Origin of the sequence: Paenibacillus sp. 2003 (assembly GCF_031455635.1) — a bacterium.
Classification (GTDB): domain Bacteria; phylum Bacillota; class Bacilli; order Paenibacillales; family Paenibacillaceae; genus Paenibacillus; species Paenibacillus amylolyticus_B.
The window spans coordinates 467,797-491,051 of the sequence record NZ_JAVDTB010000004.1 but is presented as its reverse complement, the minus strand read 5'-3'; the positions used below and the strand labels follow the sequence as shown (position 1 = coordinate 491,051).

The window sequence follows — 23,255 nt, the reverse complement described above, 5'->3', positions numbered from 1 at the left end:
CTGTTGGTTATAAAGATGAAGTTCACTTTCTATTGTAACGTAACCAGCTCGGAATAAAAGGGCTTTGGCTCAGAAAATGGAAAATGAAAAAAAGCGCACCTATAAGGTGCGCCGAATAAAGATTTGTCTTCTGATCATGATTTAAGGCAAAGTAATACTCAATGCATTCAACAGATCAGCCTGTCTGACTGGCTTCGTCAGGACAGCATCAAAGGCTTCTGTTTCATGCAATTCAATGTGCATACCATATGGAACAAGAACAATGACAGGCAGATTCTCCAGTCGCTGTTTCAGTTCATGTACAAAATCGACCGCGCCGCCTTCCAGTAATCCCATATCCACAACGGCTACATCAGGCATAAATCCTTCCTTGATCCAATCATGCGCTAATGTCAAACCCGAGGTCATGTGTACATCCATCTCCCACCTACGCATCAGGGAAGAGACGCCTTGCAATATGTCAGGGTCCTTGGCAAGTAACACCTTTTTCCCTTTTAACCGCTGCTGAACACTTGCGAGTTGAGGTAACTCCCAGTATCTGCGTAACGGAAGTGAAATGTTGAATTCCGTCTCATTTTCCTGCACACTGCTCACCTGAATACGGCCATGCATGAGAATGGCAAGATTCTGGCTTACAGCTAAACCCAGATTGCTTCCAATCAGTTTTTGGATATTCAAATTTTCATCTTGGCTGTTAAAGGTTTGAGTCTTCTTGTCCGATAACATCTGACCCGTGTACTTCACTTTGAGCAGAAGTGTACCGGTCTCCTCCAATTCTTCTCCGTTCACCACTGCTGTGATCAGAACCGAACCTTCACGCGTTGAATCGAGAGCATATTGAATGACGTGTGCAAGCAACTGTCCAATCTTGACTTCATCACCAACAAACACTTGAGATACATTCAGTTCAAGATTTAATCCCAGCTCAATGTTCTTGCCTGTCGCAATACCGGCATAGAGATACACGGTATTCTCAATGGTACCTACCAGATCAAACGGGTCATCATGTATAACCGTTTTACCCGCTTCATTAATGTTGAAATTCATCATATTATTCAGCAAGGAAAGCAGAATATTACCGCTTGTCTCAATCATGTTCACATATTCGGACTGCTCCTCGGGCATATCCGGTGTGCGCATCAGATCTGTCAGTCCCAAAATACCGTTCAAGGGATTGCGAATCTCGTGACTCATCAACTTCAACATCTGTGTTTTGGTCAAGGCCTCAGATTCGGCACGTTCTTTCTCTGCCTGGAGCTGTTCTTGCATTTGTTCCGAATCACTTAATTTCCGCTCCTGAACATGCAACGTGCTTTCCAGATCAACAACATAACCCAGGAATACAGCCATCGCCTTCAGTGTCTTCATATCGGTTTCGCTGATCACATAACCAGGATCATCCATCAGACAGATGGTGCCATATGTTTCGCCCGATCTTCTCATAATAGGCACGCCCACGAAGAAGCGATTGCCAAGTCCGCTCGTAACGCTCATGGATCGAGTCATCGGATGTTCACATGTATCCGGGATCGTAAGAACACTACCGTTGTCTCTTAATACCAGGCTGCAATATGAATCCGTAAATGGAAGTGCACTGCCTTTAACAACTAACTCTTCCGTACGATTAAAGGCCTCCAAAATGACATTGGTCACCCCGTCATTTGTGGCAACAAAGATGGTATTGACCTTCAAAATACCGCTTAATACGTCTACGATATGGGCCGCAGCTTCCTTTATATCTTCATAGAAGCCTCTCGTAATGCCTTCTGCCGTCCCCATGATCCACCCCTTTTGTCTTAGCTGCACTTTCTAATCTGTATATCAGAATGTTTAATCACGTACAAGGGTTCACCAAGAATCCGAATAGCTGTCACAATCTATACTTATATGATTAACACCGTAGAAGTAAAAGAGAATCATTCTGCCTGCCGATAGCCCGTTGTCGGACAAAAGCAGGTCTTGAACTGATAGTTTAAAAACGGAAAATGTATTGCAAATTGCCTTTTCAGATTGATTAAAGTCCATCTTGTCCGACTTCGTATAATTATCCTTGCAGGATAACTAGCAATTATACGCTTCTACTCAGACTTTGGGAACCTTTATCCGCAGCAATTAAAGGAAAGTCCACTTTGCCCACTACGTTGTGTGACCATTATCACACCCAAAAAACCACATATAGTTTATAAATGGATAATACGAATCTACATATAGTATTTAACGTGAATTGAATGATACCCAAAATCATTTTAGGAGGAACCTTACATGAACATGCTTGAGTATGCCACTCCACCGGCATCCGATCTATTATCCGACCTGGGAAGACGAATTATTGGCGCAGAAGACGCCGATACGCTGAGGGAAAATGCGAATCTGAACGGTGACTCCTTCAGCGGTAAGATGAGCAGGCTCGGTTCGGAGACAGCCAAGTGGCATGCTCTGCGTCATGTGTTGCCAGAAGAGCTTGCCCAAGCTGTGGAGAATGGGGATCTGTATGTACACGATCTGGATCAGTATGCACTTGGAACGACCAACTGCATCTTTATTCCGTTTGACCGTCTCCTTGCTGCGGGCTTCAATACAGGCAACGGATCGGTTCGCACACCTCAGACGATCATGTCTGCAATGGCACTGGTTGCGATCATCTTCCAATCCCAGCAGAACAGTCAATATGGCGGTGTATCGGCCAATAAGATTGACTGGGATTTGGCCCCTTACGTACAGCGATCGTTCCGCAAACATTATCGCAAAGGGCAACGCCTTTTTGGTGAGCATACCCTGCTCGAGGATGAACAACTTCATCTGGACAGCATCGAAGCGAAGAATCAGTGCCCGCGCGCATATGCCTTCGCCTATGAAGAGACTGAACTGGAGACAGGACAAGCTGCTGAATCACTGATTCACAACCTGAATACGATGAGCAGCCGGGCAGGTGGTCAGATTCCATTTACTTCACTGAACTATGGATTATGTACATCAGCAGAAGGTCGGTTGGTATCACGCTCATTGTTGGAAGCAACCATTCGTGGCCTGGGCAACGGGGAGACTCCCGTGTTCCCTCAACATATTTTCCAGTGCAAACAAGGGATCAATCAGGCTCAAGGTGAGCCGAACTATGATTTGTTCCGGCTCGCAGTCACCTGTTCATCCCGGCGGATGTATCCTAACTTTGTCAATGTGGATGCCTCTTTTAATCTGCCTTTCTATCATCCGGAAGATCCGGATACGATCATCGCAACTATGGGATGCCGCACACGTACACTGGCTGACCGGTTTGGTCGCAATCGTCAAAGTGGTAAAGGTAACCTGTCCTTCAACACCATTAACCTCGTCAAGCTCGGCATCCGATTTGGCATCTGCCAAGGTGCCAGAGCTGTCGCTGACCGGGCCGGATTCTATACTGCTTTGGAGTCGGTTATGCATAATGCCGCTTCCGGCCTGCTGCACCGCTACCGAATTCAGACAGCACAGCCTGCCAAGGCATCGGACTTCATGATGCGGGAAGGTGTATGGGAAGGTGGAGAACAGCTTGGTCCGAACGAGCCGGTTGCCGATCTATTAAAGCATGGAACGTTATCTCTTGGTTTTATCGGTCTCGCGGAATGTATGACAGCTCTCTATGGGCGCCATCATGGGCAGGACCCTCATGTACACCGCGAAGCGCTCAACATTATTCGGACCATGAGAGAGTTCTGTGACCGGATGAGCGAGCAGCATAACTTGAATATCACACTGTTTGCCACACCTGCTGAAGGGTTGTCCGGCAAATTCACGAAGATCGACAGAGAGCGATACGGCCTCATTGCTGGGGTTAATGATCGTGAGTATTATACGAACTCATTCCACATCCCGGTATATCACACTCTTCCAGCTTATCGGAAGATTGAACTGGAGGCCCCGTTCCACACGTTATGTAACGCGGGTGCAATCTCCTATGTGGAGCTTGACGGAAACGTTCGGGCCAACACCGCAGCTTTCCTGCGAATTGTGCAGTATGCACTGGCACAGGATATCGGTTATTTCTCCATTAATCATCCGATTGATCGCTGCCCTGCATGTGGTTATGAAGGCGTCATTGGGGATGTATGCCCAGGCTGTGAAGCCCACGAGAACCATGTACACTTCCAGCGATTACGCCGCGTAACTGGCTATCTGACCGGAGATTACAAAGTACGCTTCAATGCTGCGAAGCAGGCCGAAGTGCAGGATCGGGTGAAGCACCGGTGAATCTATATGGTTACATTCCGGAATCGGTGAATGAAGGGACAGGCCTGCGTGCCGTGTTGTTCATCAGCGGATGTCGTCACGCCTGTCCGGGCTGCTTCAGTCCGGATTCATGGAGCTTTCGAGCGGGTGAGCCCTTTACAGAGGAGCGGCAGCAGCAGATTCTGCATGAAGTGACGACCCATCCATTGCTGGATGGCGTTACGTTGTGTGGTGGTGATCCCTTTTTCTCGGCAGCAGAATGTACGTCCTGGGTCCAGCAGCTCCGTGCTGCACGTCCTGATTTGACGGTATGGGCCTACACGGGATTTGAATATGAAGAACTGATTACCGACCCTGCGAGAGCAGAGCTTGCCCGGTTATGCGATGTGATTATTGACGGTCGATACGTTGAAGCGGAGCGTGATGTCTCCCTGCCCTTCCGCGGCAGTCGAAATCAACGTTTGATTGATGTCAGTGCAACACTAGCCACTCGAACCATCGTTACAATGCAGCTCAGTATGCTGTAAACATTGGTTTTATTCCCCTCACCAACTAACAAGGCACGAGCCCCAGCGGACTCGTGTCTTTTTGGCGTATAGCGGTCTTCTTTAAGAAATAGGTTTTATCCATTCTCTCTATTTTCTTCTCTATTGCATGACGATATATAATATAGGTAGTTATTAAGTTAGCATTTAAAATTTAACTGTTTACATAAGGTAACCAGGGAGGAATCATCTTTTATATGGATATTGTTCAAGCATTAATTACATGTATGCCTTTCTTTCGAGATACAATTCGTCAGGATGTAACCCTCTCCGTTATTGATCATGAGAAATTCCTATATTTCTCAGCAGGGGAATCGTTAAAACAACTGAATTATCAACCCGGCGATCCTCTATTGGATGGAAATCGAAATTTTGCTGATCTCAACGGCGGTACAGTCAAACGATTCGATCACTACCCTAAAGATTTATTCGGCATTCCTTTTGACGTGGCTTTCATTCCTATTAAAAATGAACAAGGTGAAGTCATCGCCCTGTTTAACCTGCTCTACAGTATGGATGATCAGGAGCAACTGCAACAACTTATGGATGCTACCGAAAATCTGACTAACCAGTTAATTGACAGTGTACAGCACGTAGCCGCGCACTCCGAAGAACTAAGTGCCACAACCGAAGAGATCCGGAACAACTCCAAACAAGCCGTACAGAAATCAGGAAATGTAACTCAAGTTGCCAGCTTTATTCGAGAAATCTCCGAACAAACCAATCTGCTCGGCTTGAATGCAGCCATTGAAGCTGCTCGTGTAGGTGAAGCAGGTGCAGGTTTTGGCGTTGTTGCCAAAGAAATTCGCAAACTGTCTGTGGATACCAAAGAAGCAACGGCCCGTATTGAAGATTCTCTTCTCTCGGTTCGGCAATCCATTCAAGGCATGGAGAATGAACTTGGTGAGATCACTGCAAGCTCCCAAGAGCAGGCTGAACTCGTAAACAATTTCATGAGTACAATTGAGCAACTGAATGAAACCAACAAACAATTGAAGCAATTTGTGCAAAAAATGATTACGTTTGACGGAAAATAAAAATACGTTTAATGGACAATACAAGCACGGCTCATAGTAAACAACCAAACAAAAGCCTCCGAATACATTCGGAGGCTTTTTCATGAGTTATTTGACTTAACGAATCTCGAAGTGACTGATGCGCACGCCTGCAGACAACACAATGTATACATCCTGCGCACCTGATGCACCTGTGAGTTCCGCCTTCACGGTAGACCACTGCTGGGCTTCACCTTGCGCCAGTTCCACACGTCCTGCGAGCGTACCGTCTGGTGAACCGAGTCGAACTTCTAACACAGCACCTGCTTGTTCTGCGGAGACTCGCACTTCAATTGCTGCTGCCCCACTACCCAGATCGGCATCCTTGAAAGCAATCCATCCTTGCTCTCCAACTACACGGACAGCACTTCCGCCCTCTTTGCTCTCATCCAGATCAACACCCAGGTAAGCATCATAATTCTCAGCACGAGTAGCCACACCCAGATTACGGGCAGGGATCGTCTCTCCTTCTACCGTCAGGTCTGCAACCAGCTGAACATCAGAGGATGACTTGGCAACCATGATGGAGTAAGTTCCACTTTCCACGACATACCGATCACGAGTTACATCCCAGATTGCCAGTTCCTGAACAGGCAAGGTGAAGCTGACTTTAGCTGTACCTCCCGCTTCGATATGAAGACGACGGAATCCTTTTAACGTTTTGAGTGGACGTTTCACCCGGGATTTGCCTGCACGAACGTACAACTGTACAACCTCGTCACTGGCAATTGAACCGGTATTGGTTACATCTACAGTTACCGTAACGCTGCCCTCTGTACCCACTTGAGTTGGGCTAAGTTCCAAATTGCTGTATTTAAACGTTGCATACGTCAGACCATGTCCAAACGGATACAATACATTACCTTCAAAATATTGATATGTCCGACCGGATTGAATGATATCGTAATCCTTGATGTCGGTCAGTTGATCTGCTGATTGTACCCATGTCATGTTCAAACGGCCTGCTGGCGCATAGTCGCCATAGAGTACGTCTGCTACTGCATTACCCAGTTCCTGTCCTGCGTGTGAAGTGTACAATACCGCCGGGATGTTCTCCTGAACCCAATTCGATGTGAATGGATAACTGCCCACGATAACGACTACCGTGTTCGGGTTCGCGGCATAGACCGCCTCAACCAGACGTTGCTGGGATTCGGCGAGATCCAGACTTGGACGGTCAATCTCTTCTTTCCCGTTTACAAGCGGATTATTACCGACAAAGACAATTGCCGTTTCTGCAGCCTTGGCAGCTTCTACTGCTTCCTCAAGTCCATTCACAACCACATCCTGCTTGAACGTCTCTGTGGGACCGAAGGTCTTCAGATCTTCAGACACTGCCAATGCGTCGTTTCCACCATTTGGTGCAGTCACCGTTTTGCCATTCCATGTGGTGAGGCCTACACTGCCATCCTCTTGTGGCAACAGGTGGAATACTTCCTTCACGAACCAGCCATACACTTCATCTGCGGAAGCCGTTACGGTCTCTTCATCAGTCGTTAAATATTTGCCGTTGCTTTCGGCCTGCAAGGTATAACTTCCGAAGCCCCAGTCGGACACCATAAACGTCTCCGCTTCTCCCGAAGCAACAACAGCTGATTTCTCACCATCCGCCACTCCAATCTTCTTCCCATTGGCTACAGAAGTTAACGTGATGCGGTCATTACCATCATTGAACACCACTTGGTCGCTACCTACTTTGCCACGGATTGCTTCAAGTGGGGTTACGTTATACGGCATGGTGCCTGCATACCAGTCACGATAGACCGTTCCGCCCAATTGACCAATTACAGCCACTTTCCCTGCTTTTGTTTTGTCCAGCGGGAGCGTGCCTTTGTCGTTTTTGAGCAACACTACTTGTTCTCTCGCGGCTCTGAGCGACAGTTCTTTTGCTTTATCTGTCATCATGGACTCTTCACCAATAGCAGCGTACGGGTTGCCTTCTTCCGGATCGAACTCGCCAAGACGGAAACGCACACGGAACGTATTAAACAACGCTTTGTCGATGTCATCCATCGTGAGTGTACCTTGTTCCAATCCTTCACGCAGTGCCTGTTTGGATAGCTCAGCATCATCGGTGATACTATCAATTCCTGCCTTCACAGACTCTACCGTACCTGGTGTGTGTGAATCATAGTATTTATGATCGTTCTTGATGCCCATGACGTCGCCTGCATCACTGACAACGAAACCATCCATGCCCCATTCGCCTTTGACAATCTCGTTCACAAATGGATGCAACAACGCTGGCGTACCATTAATGGAGTTGTACGCAGTCATCATGGACTGTGCGCCGCCTTCCTTAAATGGCTTCTCGAACGCTTTAAGATAATATTCACGCATGTTGCGTGGATCAATGCTGGACGAACCGCTTCCACGATCTACTTCGTTATTATTGGCGAGGAAATGCTTCAAGGTAGCGACCGCTTTGTAATACTTTGGATGGTCGCCCTGAATTCCTTTGACCAATGCTGTTGTCAGCTCGGCTGTCAGTTCCGGATCTTCACCATAAGCCTCTTCATTCCGTCCCCAGCGCGGGTCACGTTCCATATCCACTGTAGGTGCCCATAACGTAAGACCGTTCACTGCCGGATTTCGTTTATAAAATACACGCGCCTCGTCTCCGAGCACGGAGCCAATCTCCTTCATCAGATCCGCATCCCATGTGCATGCCAGTCCTACCGGTTGTGGGAAAGATGTTGCTTCTCCAAGCCAGGCCAGGCCGTGTGCCGCTTCTGTACCGTGTTTGTATGCAGGCACACCCAGGCGGTCTACTGCCGGCTGATATTGCAGCATGGATTCAATTTTTTCATCTTCCGTCAAGCGGGATACAAGATCCTTCACCCGGGTGTCTAACTCTAGTGCTGTATCTTGAAACGGATATTTCGTTTGGTTGGTCGTCATATAGAATCTCCTTTGGTTATCGGTAGTTAGGACGTTTCTCAAAACTCGCTAAATTCAAAATGATAGCGAATACATACCTCAAGAAAAAGCGAGGGTTAATTCGGATGGATTTGTTCTTCCAATGGATAGATTAATCCTTTTGTAATCAACGTTTACAGGTGTATAACTCTATCATTCTTTTCAAAACCTAAAACGATTTCGGTAATCTAATCATATAGTATGTTTAGCAAAAAAAACAGAGGTGCTCGGCAGGAAATTGCGAACAGCTCTCTGCAAAATCTGAACAACACCGTTTTTTCCTGGCATAGTCTGGCAATCATGAATAAGAGTACAACGATGTGCGCTGAACAACATCCCATTCGATAGATTGAAGATAATCAAGGAGGAAAAGAAATGAGCGACAATCAGCAGCCCAAGACGGGTCTGCCCCCGGTCCCCGAATCACTGTGGCGTGCTATGCATCAATTCGATGCCTATCCAAAACTGACCGAAGATATCACCGCTGATGTAGCGATTATTGGTGCCGGTATTGCCGGCATTACTACAGCCTATTTGCTGACGCAGACGGGTATGCGTGTGGTCGTACTAGAGGCTGGAAAAGTGTTGGATGGCACGACCGGTCACACCACGGCCAAGGTATCTGTACAACACGGCGTCATATTTGATGAGATTATGCATCACTTCGGACAAGAACAGGCTCGGATGTACTATGAAGGCAATGCCGATGCCGCGAAGTGGATGCGCAATTTGGTGAAGGAAAAACAGATTGATTGCCAGTGGGCAGAGGAAGATGCCTACGTCTACATTCAATCGGAGGAAAACATCAAAAAACTGGAGATCGAGCTGACCGCCTATGACAAACTCAATATCCCTGGTGAGTGGGTAGACCCACTCCCTATTCCAGTTCCCGCTAGGGCAGGTATTCGCATGCCAGGTCAGGCACGCTTTGATCCGTTGGCCTATCTGCACTACTTGCTCGATTCCGCTGTGAAACAAGGGGTACAGATCTACGAGCATACGACAGTTACGGATGTAGAGGAAGACGCTTCACTGCATGTACGAACCTACGGCGATGGACCATCTGTAACGGCTGAACATGTCGTCGTAGCTTCTCATTTTCCCGTCTACGATCCCGGATTTTATTTCACACGATTACACGCCGAACGATCCTACGCTGTATTAGTCGAACCGGAGAAACCCTATGCGGGCGGCATGTACATCTCGGACGATAAACCGTACCGCTCCTTGCGTACCGTCTTACATGACGGTAAGGAACTTATCCTCTTTGGCGGCGAAAATCACAAAACCGGACAAGGCATCTGCACCTTCGGTCATTATGAACGCCTGGAGCAGTTTGCAGCGGAGACATTTGGTATCCGCAACATACCTTTTCGCTGGTCAGCCCAGGATCTGATCTCCATTGACAAGGTGCCTTACATTGGACCGATTACCGGAAGACATGAAAATGTTTATGTCGCGACTGGATTTGCCAAATGGGGAATGACGACGGGTACAATGGCAGGACACCTTCTTGCGGATCGCATCACTGGACGTGACAACCCTCATGCTACTATATTCGATCCGGCAAGATTCAAAGCTGATCCTGGTATAAAGAACTTTATTGTGGAGAACGCCAATGTAGCCAAGGAATTAATCTCTGGTAAAGTAGGCATTGTTCACAAAAATGTTAGCGATATTGGTGAAGATGAAGGAGCCGTCGTTCGTCATAATGGTAAGCGGGCTGGCGCCTACAAGGACACCAGTGGCAAGCTGTTTCTGGTGGATACCACCTGCACCCATCTGGGTTGCGAAGTCGAATGGAACGAGGGCGAGCGTTCGTGGGATTGCCCATGCCATGGTTCCCGCTTCGATTATGCAGGCCATGTCATTGAGGGCCCTGCTGTGGAAGACCTTAAAGTTCTGGATGCACAAGAATAACCCACATTTAGTGATTAAACCTGTAAACCAAAGAAACAAAAGTTCATCTCACAGACCGGATCGGAATCCGCCTTCAGACGGAAGTAACCGATCCGGTTTTTGCGTATGCTGAATTATAGCTAAACAGGTAGCTTCAGCTAAGCATCAGTATTAAACGAACTTATTATCGATCAATCGTGATACGGAACTATTTTAAAGTCACTACCTTGCATTAAATAGTACTGGATGCTATGATGAATTCACCACTACTGAACAATATACAATAGCGATAAATGAAGCTACGAAGGAGGAACCTGTGTGAATGTGAACATCCAGTTCAAAAAAGGAGTATTAGAGCTGTGCGTCCTGGTATTAATTAACCGCCAGGATCGGTATGGCTACGAACTGGCTCAGGCGGTCTCCAAACATATCGAAGTTGCTGAAGGTGCACTGTATCCCTTGTTGCGCCGGCTTGTGAATGACGGTTACTGCACCACCTACCTGCAAGAATCAAGCGAAGGACCGCCGCGCAAGTATTACCGACTATCCGATACAGGTCGCGACTACATGACGGCACTGACGACAGAATGGAATGAATTTGTGCGCAATGTCGCAAATCTGATTGAGGAAGGAATCCCCAATGAATAGACAACAATTTATGAAAGCCATGGAAATTCATCTACGGCCGATGGACCCATTCGAACGGGCTGAGTTGCTCGCCGACTATGATCAACATTTCGAGCTTGGACTACGAGAAGGCAGGCTGGAAGAAGAGATCGCTCGGGAACTCGGACAGCCTGAAGAAATCGCCAAGGAAGCACTCGGTGATCGTTATGACATTCATACGCCGGGTTCAGATGCGTTCTATGCACCGACGTATCGTGAGATGCGGTCACCCAGAAACAACACCAGAGCCACTCGCAAATTTTTCACTGCCATCGGCCTGTTATTCCTGAATCTGATCCTTGGCATTCCTCTTGGTCTCATGATGTGGTCGGTATGGCTTGTTATTGCCAGCCTTTCCTTGCTGGTAGTGGCTCCTGTAGCAGCAGTTGTGGACTTTGTATTCCTGGGCCAACTCGATAAACCGGAGATTTTCGTTGCGATTGGCGCTTTCGGTGTCGGCATTTTGTTTGCCATCGCATCGAAGTATGTCTTTAGAACCTTCAAAATCGTTACTCTTCAATATATTAGATGGAATAAAAACACGATGAAAGGAGATGTTTCCGCATGAGCACTAAAAAATGGCTTGCGCTCGCCGTGATATGTATCGGAATAGGTTTACTCGGGACATCCATCTATGGCGTTCAGTTCGGGGATGAACGGGAGCATTACTCCAAACGATGGGATTTCAAAGCAGATGAATTGCAGAACATTATCATGAATGCTAATTTCAGTGCAGATATTGAATTTGTTGTAAGCCCGGATTCGAATGGTTATATCGAAGTGGATGGCAAATGGGACCCTGCTGTAGTCAAAAGCTTCGAACAGGCCACCTTATCCAACGGCACATTCCAACTGGCGCAGACAGAACGTGAACGATTGCAATTTTTCACCTTATACTGGAATGATCAAGACTCCACAATAACCGTTGCCTTGCCTGAAGGACACCAGTTAAATGAGGTTAAGCTGGACTCCTCTTCAAGTGACTGGGATCTGACAGGTCTAAATGCCAAACAGCTTGAGCTGAATAATACCTCAGGTTCCATACGTCTGGAAAACATCAAGGCGCCCAATATTGAATTGGTTCTAACATCTGGCGACATTAATGCTTCCATGATTGATGGAGACATAACCGTGAAACAGACATCCGGAAGCTTCACGGCAGATCAGATTGCCGGTCATGTAAACAGTAAGATTAAATCAGGAGATATTGAGATCACTGAATTAAATGGTGCTGCCGATGTTCAATTCACTTCGGGTAGCATTCATATTGAACAGTCCCATTCCGCCCCGATTAATGCATCTGGAACATCAGGAGACATTTTCATTCAAGCTGCACCTGATTTCGACGGAATTTACGACGCTAAGGCTACTTCCGGAAGTGTCGATGTACCTGAATCCCCAATGGTGAGCCGAGAAGTGATCAAAGCCCGTACCTCTTCTGGCAGCATTGAGATTACCAAATAGTGATGAAGCAAATTTCCGAACTGTGGGTAATATAGTATAATCAGATGCCAGTCCAATTCTAAGGAGGAATTACCCACATGGAACTTAAAAATAAAACAGCGATCATCACAGGTGCCGGTAAAGGCATCGGTCGTGCGATCGCTGAAGCACTTGCCAAAGAAGGAGTTCACATCGGCCTTATCGCTCGCACCGCTTCCGATCTTCAGGCTCTGCAGCAGTCTCTTAGTCAAGAATACGGTGTGAAAGTAACCAGTGCTGTAGCAGATATCTCGGATCGTACACAGGCGGAAGCCGCTGTAGCAGCCATTGAGATGGAACTCGGTGCAGTGGATATTCTTATCAATAATGCAGGTATCGCAAGCTTCGGCACACTGCTGGATATGGACCCAGAAGAGTGGGAACGCATTCTGCATGTTAACGTTATGGGTACATATTACGTTACACGCGCTGTCCTTCCAAGCATGATCAAGGAAAGTAGCGGCAGCATTATCAATATTGCTTCCACTGCAGGTGAACGCGGATTCGCTACAGGTTCGGCATACTGTGCATCCAAGTTTGCGCTACTCGGCATGACTGAATCTCTGATGCAGGAAGTGCGCAAGTCCAACATTCGTGTGACCGCACTGACTCCAAGCACCGTTAATACGGAGCTTGCGACCAATGCCGGACTGAAAATTGGAGACGAAGATCGCATGATGCAAGCGGAAGATGTAGCTGAACTTGCACTCGCAACACTCAAGCTGTCCGACCGTGTCTTTGTCAAAGCAGCAGGTATCTGGACGACTAATCCACAATAGACAGTGTGCTTCTGATCTTTTCAGTTCGTTAGAAATATAAAAGGACGTTTCCCATTGTACATGTATGCAGGTTCGCATGTTCATGACTTGGGAGCCGTCCTTTTTATTTTATAAATGATCCAAACCCAATTCTTTGGACACCGCAATGAGCACCACCGCAGGCTCCTCACCGATATTGGTCACTTCATGGGGCACTATTGCATTCCAGGTAAACGAATCACCCACTTCAAGAACTTCCACATCTTCGCATTGCTCCGCACGAATCTTCCCCTGCAACACCAGATGGCTTTCCTCCCCGGCATGTTTGCTAACCCCGGTTGAAGCACCTGGCGGTAACTCCACAATGGACATACGCATCGCACCTTTGGCTGTAAGCTGCTGCACTTTGATCTGTCCGCTTCCCGCCGTTGTTTCCTTGCGCTCGTTCTTACGTACCACATTCATCCGTTGCTCCGGTGTCAGCAGCAAATAGGGAAGTGGCACTTCCAGATAATCCGCAATACTTTCAAGCGTAGCAATGGAAGGTGACGTTTTGTTATTTTCTACGTTGCTGATAAAACCTTTGGACAAACCGGTTCCCTCGCACATCTGCATGATCGTAATCTGTTTCTGTTTGCGGATCGTACGAATAGCCAAGCCAATATCCATATTGCGTCCCTCCCCTTCTATTGATCTATATAAGACACCAGACGTAAGCTTAGCTACTTCAGGTTGTCTATTCGGCGCTTGCCTCAACAAATATAATCCGATTACCAAACGGATCTGTCACGGTCATTTCTCTTGATTGCCAAGGGGTCTCCTCTATACCGGGTCTCGCATTTTTGTACTCTTTCTGACGAAGTGCACCATGAAATGTATCCAAGTTATCTGTTTCCACGCGCAAGGCAGCTCCAGGTGTACAATCTCCATGATGTTCGGACAGATGAATCACGATGGAATCGAGCGAAACCTGCATATATAAGGGCATATCCGGTTCAAAGCGATGTTCCCAATCCAATTGAAACCCTAGATATTCAAGGTAGAACTCTCTAGCTTTATTTTCATCAAATATTCTCAAAATAGGCACGATACGCTTTAACATCCTGATCACGTCCTTGGGAATAAAATATGAACCATGCGCAGCGGCTTATCTATTAACTGTTTTTAACTTTTTTTATAAACAACATATATTCATCATACAAAAAAAGTATTGACCCTACAATGAAACCATGATAAATTTTGTTCATAAATAAGAATATTTATTTCATATTAGTGAACTTTATCATCAAATCGATATATTAACTCATTCCTCATCAGGTGGTGTTTTCAATGAATTCTCCTTATATACATGAAGTCCGATTACCGTCTCATTACAATCCAGATCAACGTTATCCTGTGATTTTCGCCTTACATGGCATGGGATCAGATGAGCAAGATATGCTTCGTTTAATGGAGCCTATGCAGTCTGATTTTATTATTGTTGCCATCCGTGGGCCTATCGTTCAGGGTAGTGGTTATGCATATTTTCAGATCAAAAGCATTGGCAACCCCATCCGTGAATTGTATGATGCCTCCGTGTTGGGACTGCAACAGTTGATTGTTGAGCTGTCCGCCCAATATGCTATTGATCCCACGCGGCGTTATATCGCCGGATTCAGCCAGGGCGCCATTATGGCAATGACCCTATCGCTGATCATGGGAGATGCCATTAAAGGCATAGTAGCGATGAGTGGGTACATCCCGCAATTTGTGAAAGACGAGTACAAGCTGCAACCCGATTCGGAGCTGTCTGTGTTCATCTCACATGGGGATCAGGATCATCTATTCCCGCTGCAACTGGGCGAAGATAACGCCAATTTCTTCCGTCAACACACCAATCACGTCACATATGTACCTTACAACGGTGGACACCAGGTGACCCCCGATCTATATCAACAATTCCAACACTGGCTTCGGACGGATGCAAATCTGACTACCGATGAATCGAAAGGACTGAATTCAAAATGATGCCATCTCTGTTTATTGCTCACGGTGCCCCGTCACTGGCACTGGAGGAGAATGAATACACCGAATTTTTGCAGAAATTCGGACAGGAACTACCAAAACCCAAAGCAATCGTATTGTTCTCTGCTCACTGGGAATCCACAACTCAGCTTGTATCCTCGGTAGCCAACTATGAGACCATTTATGATTTTGGCGGTTTCCAGCCCGAGCTGTACCAGATCAAGTATCCGGCTCAAGGACAGGCAGAGACCACAGCCGAGGTGGAGCGTTTATTTGCAGAAGCCGGGATTCCGGTACAGACCGATGACGTCCGTGGCCTGGATCACGGCGCTTGGGTCGTTCTACGCCTGCTCTACCCGGATGCGGATATTCCTGTAATTGCCTTGTCCGTGAATCGCTATCTGACAGGTGAGCAGCAATATCAGGTTGGACAGGCGCTCGCTTCCTTGCGCGAGCAGGACATTCTCGTGATTGGCAGCGGCGGAACCGTCCACAATCTGCGTCGATTGAACTGGGAAAGTAACGGCGTTGACCCGTGGGCATCTGAGTTCGACAACTGGCTGCATGACAAGCTGGTGAGCTGGGATACGGAGTCTCTCTTCTCCTATGAGAAACTGGCACCTTCAGCTCAAGCCGCCGTGCCTACGCCGGAGCATTTTGTACCGCTGTTACTCGCCATGGGTGCGGGAGATCAGAACAAGCGGGCATCACTCCTGTTCAAAGCCTACCAGTATGGGAACCTGAGCTTGTCCTGCTGGAAGTTTGATTAAAGAGGACGATATAAAAGGTTAGTTTCACTTATATAGTAGATAAATAATAAGCTAGGGATACAGGGATTGCCCCTGTATCCCTAGCTTTATTTGTTGTTAGGAGCGACTTTCGTGAAGGTTGTAGATGTTGATTGGGATGGAGCCGGTTGTGCTGATTATGCAACAACCGCCTTTAAATAATGAGACCATTGTAGTATGTAAGCAAGGACTCCGGTTTCTTGTGTGCTTTTTCGGATTATAACTATAATATGAGGTGAAATCAGGCACAGTTTGCTCGCATAACACTCACCATATTATCTGAATAGTTCATAGGGAGGGAATTGGATGCCAGAACAGCGTATATATGAATTGATGGATGAACTTGATGTTTTACTTGAAGAGAAGGTACAAGATGAGGAGAACCGGGAGCTCTTGGAGGCATATCGCGAGTTTGAAGGCGTGACGGATGAGCAGCTCGACGCATTCGAGCAGGAGCACGGTATTCGATTACCTGCTGATTTTCGTGCGTTTTATAAACGTAAAAATGGGAGTGGTTATGGCTTTCACGTCTTGTACCCAAGCCTTGAGGAAGGACGGGAATCCGAGCCATTTTACCTGTTATCTCTGGAAAAGATTCAAAAGGAGCAGTCCACGCTGGTGGAGAACCGCATGGATGATTATTTGACCGAAGAAGAGATCTGTGAGCTTGATCCCCGAATCAAACCCTACCTTTTTCAAAAGAAATGGGTTACGTTTGGCAAGCTTGGAGGCGGGTCCTTGTATCTGATGTTCGACTTTGATCCGACAGAGCAAGGAACCGTTGGGCAGATTATTATGTACGTGCATGATCCGGATTTTGTATATTATGTCGCTGGGACGTTTACGGAACTGTTGGAACAGTCCAACCGGAATTTACGTGCCTTGGAGGCCATTGAGTATTGAGATGCACATGATGATATGACCTTTTTTGCATAATGCTGGGATATATCAAAGCGGTTATAATAACATTTAGTGGAAATGCACATGCTGTATAGATAAACTGCCTTTTCTACACCTAATACATTAATCTGGGAGGAACATACGAAGTGGCTGAACAACCGAAGTCTGAGAGTTTTATGTCTCTCGTCAAAAAAGGAAACACATCCTCCGCCGTAGCGATGGCAGGTAATGCTGTTCTTGCTGTGTGCAAAGGGGGAGCCTTCCTATTCAGTGGCAGTGGTGCCATGTTCGCTTCGGCGATGCATTCACTCGCTGATGCCATTAACCAAGGGTTTGTCTTTGTCGGAAGTGTGTTGTCCGAGAAAAAACCTACACGCCGCTTCCCGACCGGATTCGGACGGGTCATCAACATTTTCTGCATGATCGCCGTGATTGTTGTTACCATTATGGCGTATGAAACGATCCATGAAGGCATCCATCTGTTGCAGCATCCTGTTGGTCATACCGGCGGTCTCTGGATTAATATCGGAGTGCTTGTTCTGAACATTGTCATTGACGGGGCCATCCTGATCAAAGCCATGAAGGAAATTCTCAAAGAAGCACGCGCACCCAAAGCCGCCGGATTTGCCTTGGTCCCTGCTGCCATCAAAAATGTAGGCCGTGCTGCGCCACCAACCCGTCTCGTATTCTACGAAGATGTTGTAGCAGTACTCGGTGCGACACTCGCCTTGATCTCCGTTGTAGTCATTGCATTGACCAATTTTGCATTGCTCGATGGCATTGTGACAACAATTATTGGATGTCTGATGATCGCTGTAGCCTTCCGTGTCGGTTATGATAATATGATCGGATTGATCGGTGTTGCAGCTCCGCAGGATATTGAGGACAAAGTGTCCCAAACCATTCTCGCAGACACACACGTTGCCGATATTCAGATGATGCGTATCATTCAGGAAGGCCGTTATTATCATGTGGAAGGTCTGATTGAACTGACCAAAGGACTCAGTCTTGCCGATGCAGATGACATCAAGTTCCGTATTCAGGAGAAGTTGATGACGAACCCCGACATCGCCGATGCTGCCATCTCCATCATTGAGGATGACGGCGTGAACAGCTGGGGCAAGAAACATTCAGATGTGGTGAAATAACAAGCTTCGCTTTTGATAAAAAGAATGACAGAACCCACTCTCAACAGAGTGGGTTTTTAGCATGTTCAACTACACCCTCATCTAGGGAGTATAGTTTCTCAAATTTACGTACCTAGACTTTGGTCTAGGTCCACTTTAACTCCAAAGACGGAGGATAGACTTTTCCATTTCATGCTATGCTGTGAATAACGAAAGTAATTGCTCTACATACAACCGTTCGGAAAATTGATTTTGTATTGAGAAGGAGAGATATTATGGCTAAACGTACGATCCTTGCGCCTGTTCTCATTTTGCTAGGCGTGTACCTGATTCTGAACCAGGGAGGTTCACTCGGTCCGGGTACGATCTTTGCGACTTTCTGGCCCACGTTATTCGTGATTCCACTCGGACTGTTCTTCCACTGGCTCTACTTCTCCATGATTGGCAGAGGGGTTGGACTGCTGGTTCCCGGTGGATTGTTGCTCACGGTTGGTATCGTCTGTCAGATCGCCATGCTGTTTAACAACTGGGGTACGATGTGGCCGGGCTTCATTCTGGCTGTAGCTGTTGGTTTGTTCGAATTGTATTGGTTCGGTGGTCGGAACAAATGGTTGCTGATCCCCATCAACATTCTAACGGTGATATCGTTGCTGTTCTTCGCTGTGATGTCGATTGGCACGATGCTGAGCAGCTTGAGCTTTATCCAACCGTTCGTGGCGATTGTGTTGATTATGGGTGGGGCATGGATCATGGTGGGTCGCAAAAAGCGTATGTAGTGTCGTTCATATAAGATGATTAGGTGGGATCACACTGAGCCACTCCGTTGACAGAACAACTTCTGATCGCTGTTATCCCCGGATTTTTTTGAATCCCATCTGGAATGGGAAAATCCGGGGATAAAGGCGAGCGCTTCGCTTCTTCAGTTTTTTCTGTCCCCTTCGTTAACGTGTGATCTTTAATGATCATCTTATATGGCACTTCAGGCGCTATTGCTATGAAGCAGGTAAAATAAAAGGGTTGCTGCTCGTCATTCAATTGAAATGACGAGCAGCAACCCTTTTTGTCTTTTTTGCAAATCTAACGAACTGTGTACACGTTATTGGCGATTATTTACTATGCATTTTAAACTCCAGGAACAGGTCGTTATAATGCGAGAGCATTTTTTTGCCCAGATTATCGTAGACCTCCAGCTTGCCTGTCAGTGTCTCGTCCGGATAGAAGCGTTCATCCTCCGAGATGTCCTCTGGCAGCAGCTTAAGTGCCTCGGCGTTCGGAGTGGAATACCCGACATACTCCGCATTGCGAGCGGCATGATCAGGGTCCAGCATGAAGTTGATAAACTGGTGTGCCCCTTCAATATTACTCGCCGTCTTAGGGATAACCATGTTATCGAACCAGAGGTTCGAGCCTTCTTCCGGCACCATATAATCCAGCTTATCGTTCTCATCCATAATCTCGGATGCATCTCCAGACCATACGAGCCCAACTGCCGCTTCCTCGTTCGCGAGCAGCATCTTGATTTCGTCTCCGACAATTGCTCTGACGTTTGGTGTCAGGGTAGACAGCTTCTTCAGCGCTTCTTGCAAATGGTCTTCGTTGGTATCGTTCAGGGAATACCCGAGACTGTTTAACCCCATCCCAATGACTTCGCGTGCACCATCAAGGAGCAGGATTTGATTTTTCAGACGCGGGTCCCACAGGTCATTCCAGCTATCAAATGTCAATCCATCCACCAGCTCAGGATTGTACACAACCCCCACCGTGCCCCAGAAATACGGGATGGAATACTTGTTGCCTTCGTCAAAGGACAAGTCCAAGAACCGCGGATCGATGTTGCTCAGGTTAGTCAATTTGCTGTGATCAATTGGAACGAGCAGGTCTTCCTCTTTCATTTTGCTAATCGCATATTCGGAAGGAATCGCCACATCAAACGTGGTTCCGCCCTGCTCAATCTTGGTCAGCATCGCTTCATTGGAATCAAACGTCTGATAGATAACCTTAATGCCAGTCTCGTCCTCAAATTCCTTGAGCAGATCTGGGTCGATATAATCGCCCCAGTTATAGATGGTCAGCGTGTTGCCGCCAGAATAACCCTGACTCTTGTTCAGATACGAAGCCAGGATCATCAGGGCAAACGCGGCCACAAAAACAAGCGCAAATGTCCGTACCAGTTGCTTCATGGTCGCAGCCCCTTTCCTCCGGGAGGTATCCGTGTTGCACGGCGGTTAATGAAGTAATATCCAACCACCAGCAGCACCGTGAGCAGGAATAACAGGGTAGACAAAGCGTTGATGGACAACGAAACGCCCTGCCTTGCTCTGGAGTATATCTCTACCGAGAGTGTCGAATATCCATTACCCGTGACAAAGAATGTTACTGCAAAATCATCGAGCGAGTACGTCAACGCCATGAAGAATCCGGCAAAAATACCCGGTTTCACGTATGGCAGCACCACACGCGTCAGAATCTGCCATGAACCAGCTCCCAGATCGCGCGCCGCATCCATCAGTGTTGGACTCATCTCCTGCAGCTTCGGCAGTACCATGATCACAACGATCGGTACACTGAATGCGATATGAGACAGCAAGACCGAAGTGAAGCCCAATTTGATGCCAATCATGGTGAAGAGAATCAGGAACGATGCACCAATGATGACATCGGGACTCACGATGAGCACGTTATTGAGTGACAGCAGCGTGTTCTTGGTCCGTTTGCGACGCACATGGTAGATCGCCAGTGCTCCTGCTACACCGAGGATCGTTGAGATCGCTGATGACAGGAGCGCAATGATAAATGTATTCAGCACAATGATGAGCAGCCGAGTATCAGCGAACACCTCTCTGTACCATTCAAGCGTGAATCCTTCGAAGCTGCGCATATGGCCGCCACTATTGAAGGAATAGAAGATCAGATACGCAATCGGTGCGTACAGAATGGCGAATACAACGGCCAGATAGACGTTAGACAGCTTTCCGTTTCTTCCCATTACGCACCTCCTTCTTGCCTGATCCAGTCAGGAACATAATAATCGCCATCGCAATAATCAAAAAGACGGCAATCGTTGAACCCATCCCCCAGTCCTGGGTGACGAGAAAATGCTGTTCAATCGCTGTTCCCAGCGTAATTACACGGTTTCCCGCAATCAGGCGGGTAATCATGAACAGAGACAGCGCAGGAATAAATACAGCCTGACAGCCTGATTTCACACCGCTAATCGTCAGCGGAAAGATCACCCGGCGGAATGTTAGCCACGATGAGGCCCCCAGATCACGCGCCGCATAGATCAACGATGGGTTCATCTGTTCCAGCGCATTGAAGATCGGCAGAATCATGAATGGAATGAAGATGTACACCGAGACAAAGATAAAACTGAAGTCGGTGAACAAAATCTGCTGTGTACCAATACCCACGACTTCAAGCAGGGAGTTGGTCAGACCATACGTTCCGAACAGGCCAATGAAGGCATACGCTTTTAGCAAAAGATTGATCCAGCTTGGCAGAATGATCAGCAGTAACCACAGCTGCTTGTGCTTCGTCCGGGTCAGCATATACGCCGTCGGGTAGGAGATCAGCAACGAGAAGGCCGTAATCAGAAATGCATACCAGAACGAACTGAGCGTCATCTGCAAGTACACCGGTGTAAAGAACCGGGCGTAGTTGCCAAATGTGAAGTTACCCTCCACATCGAAGAATGAATAATAGATGACCAGCAGAACCGGCGCCACAACAAACAACACCATCCATAATACATATGGAATCAGATACGCATTGCGTGTGCTGGCCTTAGTCTGCATGAGCGGCCTCTTGGTAGGCTTCAAGTCGTTTGTCGAACTCTTCTTCGGTCTCGTTAAAGCGCATGACGTGTACAGCTTCCGGGTCAAAATAGAGTCCAATCCGCGCACCAACAACGGCTTTCTTCGTTGAATGAACCAACCACTCATTGCCAGCATCATCGTACGTGGATATCTCGTAATGCACCCCGCGGAATAACTGGGAGTCCACATTAACCTTGAGCTTACCTTGGTCTTCGGTTGTAATCTCCAGATCCTCTGGGCGAATGACAATCTCTACCGGCTCGTCCGGCTGGAGACCCTGATCGACACACTCATGCTGTGCGCCAGCAAATTCCACCACAAAGTCCTGCTTCATTTTGCCCGATACAATGTTCGATTCACCGATAAAGTCCGCCACAAAGCGGTTAATCGGCTCATCATAGATATCATTCGGTGTACCGCTCTGTTGAATCACGCCGCCATTCAGGACAAAGATCTCATCCGACATTGCCAAGGCCTCTTCCTGATCATGTGTAACAAAAATAAACGTAATACCCAGTCGCTGTTGCAGCTCCCGCAGCTCGTACTGCATTTCAGTCCGCAGCTTCAGATCGAGTGCCGAGAGCGGCTCGTCCAGCAGCAGAATTTCAGGTTCGTTCACAATTGCACGTGCAATCGCAACACGTTGTCGTTGTCCGCCGGACATTTCGCCAATTTCCCGGTTTTCATACCCGGACAGATTGACAAACTTGAGGGCTTCCAACACTTTGCTGCGAATTTCAGCCGTTTTCATCTTTTTGATCCGCAAACCAAAGGCTACGTTCTCAAATACATTCAAATGTGGAAATAACGCATAATCCTGAAATACGGTATTCACCTGCCGCTGATGGGCAGGCACTCGGTTGATTAGCGCACCGTTAAAATAGATACTGCCCTGTGTCGGCTCCGCAAAACCGGCAATCAGCCGCAATATCGTTGTTTTCCCGCAGCCCGATGGGCCGAGAAGCGTATAAAATTTACCCCGCTCAATCTCAAAGCTGACCGCCTTCAATACGGCTTCATCCTGATCGTATTGCTGAGTCACCGCTTCGAAGCGGATAATCGGTTGTTGTTCTGACATGCCTCACATCGCCCCC

General features: G+C 47.4%; 21 protein-coding genes. 13 read left to right on the top strand and 8 right to left on the bottom strand.

Annotated elements, in window-relative coordinates; translation table 11 throughout:
* Positions 1 to 141: 141 nt before the first annotated feature.
* A complete protein-coding gene (locus J2X75_RS20015) occupies positions 142 to 1,779 on the bottom strand; it encodes a histidine kinase dimerization/phospho-acceptor domain-containing protein (protein WP_310339435.1) in 1,638 nt (545 codons plus the stop codon).
* Between the two features lie 483 nt (positions 1,780 to 2,262).
* Between J2X75_RS20015 and J2X75_RS20010 the strand changes: the two genes are divergently transcribed.
* The 3 genes from J2X75_RS20010 to J2X75_RS20000 all read left to right on the top strand — a co-directional run bounded on the left by J2X75_RS20010 (position 2,263) and on the right by J2X75_RS20000 (position 5,785).
* Positions 2,263 to 4,224, top strand: coding sequence for an anaerobic ribonucleoside triphosphate reductase (locus J2X75_RS20010; RefSeq protein ID WP_310339433.1), 1,962 nt, complete (start codon positions 2,263 to 2,265; stop codon positions 4,222 to 4,224).
* Complete coding sequence (gene nrdG / locus J2X75_RS20005; RefSeq protein WP_253503873.1) at positions 4,221 to 4,730, top strand: anaerobic ribonucleoside-triphosphate reductase activating protein; 510 nt, start codon at positions 4,221 to 4,223, stop codon at positions 4,728 to 4,730. Before J2X75_RS20010 ends, nrdG begins: the two co-directional genes overlap by 4 nt.
* 215 nt (positions 4,731 to 4,945) lie before the next feature.
* Positions 4,946 to 5,785, top strand: a complete 840-nt coding sequence (locus tag J2X75_RS20000) for a methyl-accepting chemotaxis protein (protein ID WP_307541556.1) — start codon at positions 4,946 to 4,948, stop codon at positions 5,783 to 5,785.
* A 96-nt stretch (positions 5,786 to 5,881) separates the two neighbouring features.
* Here the strand turns inward: J2X75_RS20000 and J2X75_RS19995 are convergent, their stop codons facing one another.
* Positions 5,882 to 8,704, bottom strand: coding sequence for a glycoside hydrolase family 3 C-terminal domain-containing protein (locus J2X75_RS19995; RefSeq protein WP_310339429.1), 2,823 nt, complete (start codon positions 8,702 to 8,704; stop codon positions 5,882 to 5,884).
* A 393-nt stretch (positions 8,705 to 9,097) separates the two neighbouring features.
* Here J2X75_RS19995 and J2X75_RS19990 point away from each other — a divergent pair, with 393 nt between their 5' ends.
* The 5 genes from J2X75_RS19990 to J2X75_RS19970 all read left to right on the top strand — a co-directional run bounded on the left by J2X75_RS19990 (position 9,098) and on the right by J2X75_RS19970 (position 13,548).
* Positions 9,098 to 10,642 (top strand): FAD-dependent oxidoreductase, encoded by a 1,545-nt coding sequence (locus J2X75_RS19990; protein WP_310339428.1) that lies wholly within the window; start codon positions 9,098 to 9,100, stop codon positions 10,640 to 10,642.
* A 297-nt stretch (positions 10,643 to 10,939) separates the two neighbouring features.
* Positions 10,940 to 11,269 (top strand): PadR family transcriptional regulator, encoded by a 330-nt coding sequence (locus J2X75_RS19985; protein WP_036667851.1) that lies wholly within the window; start codon positions 10,940 to 10,942, stop codon positions 11,267 to 11,269.
* Positions 11,262 to 11,855 carry an HAAS signaling domain-containing protein gene (locus J2X75_RS19980; protein WP_091012730.1) on the top strand — a complete coding sequence of 198 codons (594 nt, stop codon included), beginning with the start codon at positions 11,262 to 11,264 and terminating at the stop codon, positions 11,853 to 11,855. The genes J2X75_RS19985 and J2X75_RS19980 overlap by 8 nt, the downstream gene beginning before the upstream one ends.
* Positions 11,852 to 12,751 carry a DUF4097 family beta strand repeat-containing protein gene (locus tag J2X75_RS19975; RefSeq protein WP_310339424.1) on the top strand — a complete coding sequence of 300 codons (900 nt, stop codon included), beginning with the start codon at positions 11,852 to 11,854 and terminating at the stop codon, positions 12,749 to 12,751. The genes J2X75_RS19980 and J2X75_RS19975 overlap by 4 nt, the downstream gene beginning before the upstream one ends.
* 77 nt (positions 12,752 to 12,828) lie before the next feature.
* A complete protein-coding gene (locus tag J2X75_RS19970) occupies positions 12,829 to 13,548 on the top strand; it encodes a 3-ketoacyl-ACP reductase (protein ID WP_076332439.1) in 720 nt (239 codons plus the stop codon).
* 108 nt (positions 13,549 to 13,656) lie between these two features.
* On the opposite strand, the gene J2X75_RS19965 is transcribed toward J2X75_RS19970, so the two are convergent.
* Positions 13,657 to 14,196: a helix-turn-helix domain-containing protein gene (locus J2X75_RS19965; RefSeq protein ID WP_017691808.1), complete on the bottom strand. Its 540-nt coding sequence runs from the start codon at positions 14,194 to 14,196 to the stop codon at positions 13,657 to 13,659.
* Between the two features lie 67 nt (positions 14,197 to 14,263).
* Positions 14,264 to 14,629: a glyoxalase superfamily protein gene (locus J2X75_RS19960; RefSeq protein WP_310339422.1), complete on the bottom strand. Its 366-nt coding sequence runs from the start codon at positions 14,627 to 14,629 to the stop codon at positions 14,264 to 14,266.
* A 227-nt stretch (positions 14,630 to 14,856) separates the two neighbouring features.
* Here J2X75_RS19960 and J2X75_RS19955 point away from each other — a divergent pair, with 227 nt between their 5' ends.
* From J2X75_RS19955 to J2X75_RS19935, 5 genes are all read left to right on the top strand, one after another.
* A complete protein-coding gene (locus J2X75_RS19955) occupies positions 14,857 to 15,534 on the top strand; it encodes an alpha/beta hydrolase (protein ID WP_310339420.1) in 678 nt (225 codons plus the stop codon).
* Positions 15,531 to 16,301, top strand: a complete 771-nt coding sequence (locus tag J2X75_RS19950; RefSeq protein WP_310339418.1) for a DODA-type extradiol aromatic ring-opening family dioxygenase — start codon at positions 15,531 to 15,533, stop codon at positions 16,299 to 16,301. The genes J2X75_RS19955 and J2X75_RS19950 overlap by 4 nt, the downstream gene beginning before the upstream one ends.
* Positions 16,302 to 16,625: 324 nt before the next feature.
* The gene (locus J2X75_RS19945; protein ID WP_310339416.1) at positions 16,626 to 17,222 is read left to right on the top strand and encodes an SMI1/KNR4 family protein; all 597 of its coding nucleotides are present in this window, start codon (positions 16,626 to 16,628) and stop codon (positions 17,220 to 17,222) included.
* Positions 17,223 to 17,365: 143 nt separating this feature from the next.
* The gene (locus J2X75_RS19940) at positions 17,366 to 18,367 is read left to right on the top strand and encodes a cation diffusion facilitator family transporter (protein WP_091036009.1); all 1,002 of its coding nucleotides are present in this window, start codon (positions 17,366 to 17,368) and stop codon (positions 18,365 to 18,367) included.
* A gap of 254 nt (positions 18,368 to 18,621) precedes the next feature.
* A complete protein-coding gene (locus J2X75_RS19935) occupies positions 18,622 to 19,122 on the top strand; it encodes a hypothetical protein (RefSeq protein WP_017691802.1) in 501 nt (166 codons plus the stop codon).
* A 330-nt stretch (positions 19,123 to 19,452) separates the two neighbouring features.
* On the opposite strand, the gene J2X75_RS19930 is transcribed toward J2X75_RS19935, so the two are convergent.
* The 4 genes from J2X75_RS19930 to J2X75_RS19915 are packed head-to-tail and all read right to left on the bottom strand — an operon-like array spanning position 19,453 to position 23,239.
* Positions 19,453 to 20,526, bottom strand: coding sequence for an ABC transporter substrate-binding protein (locus J2X75_RS19930; protein WP_310339411.1), 1,074 nt, complete (start codon positions 20,524 to 20,526; stop codon positions 19,453 to 19,455).
* Positions 20,523 to 21,332 (bottom strand): ABC transporter permease, encoded by an 810-nt coding sequence (locus J2X75_RS19925; RefSeq protein WP_062836831.1) that lies wholly within the window; start codon positions 21,330 to 21,332, stop codon positions 20,523 to 20,525. The genes J2X75_RS19930 and J2X75_RS19925 overlap by 4 nt, the downstream gene beginning before the upstream one ends.
* Complete coding sequence (locus J2X75_RS19920; RefSeq protein WP_091012714.1) at positions 21,307 to 22,140, bottom strand: ABC transporter permease; 834 nt, start codon at positions 22,138 to 22,140, stop codon at positions 21,307 to 21,309. The genes J2X75_RS19925 and J2X75_RS19920 overlap by 26 nt, the downstream gene beginning before the upstream one ends.
* Positions 22,130 to 23,239 carry an ABC transporter ATP-binding protein gene (locus J2X75_RS19915; RefSeq protein ID WP_076332432.1) on the bottom strand — a complete coding sequence of 370 codons (1,110 nt, stop codon included), beginning with the start codon at positions 23,237 to 23,239 and terminating at the stop codon, positions 22,130 to 22,132. The genes J2X75_RS19920 and J2X75_RS19915 overlap by 11 nt, the downstream gene beginning before the upstream one ends.
* Between the last annotated feature and the right edge of the window lie 16 nt (positions 23,240 to 23,255).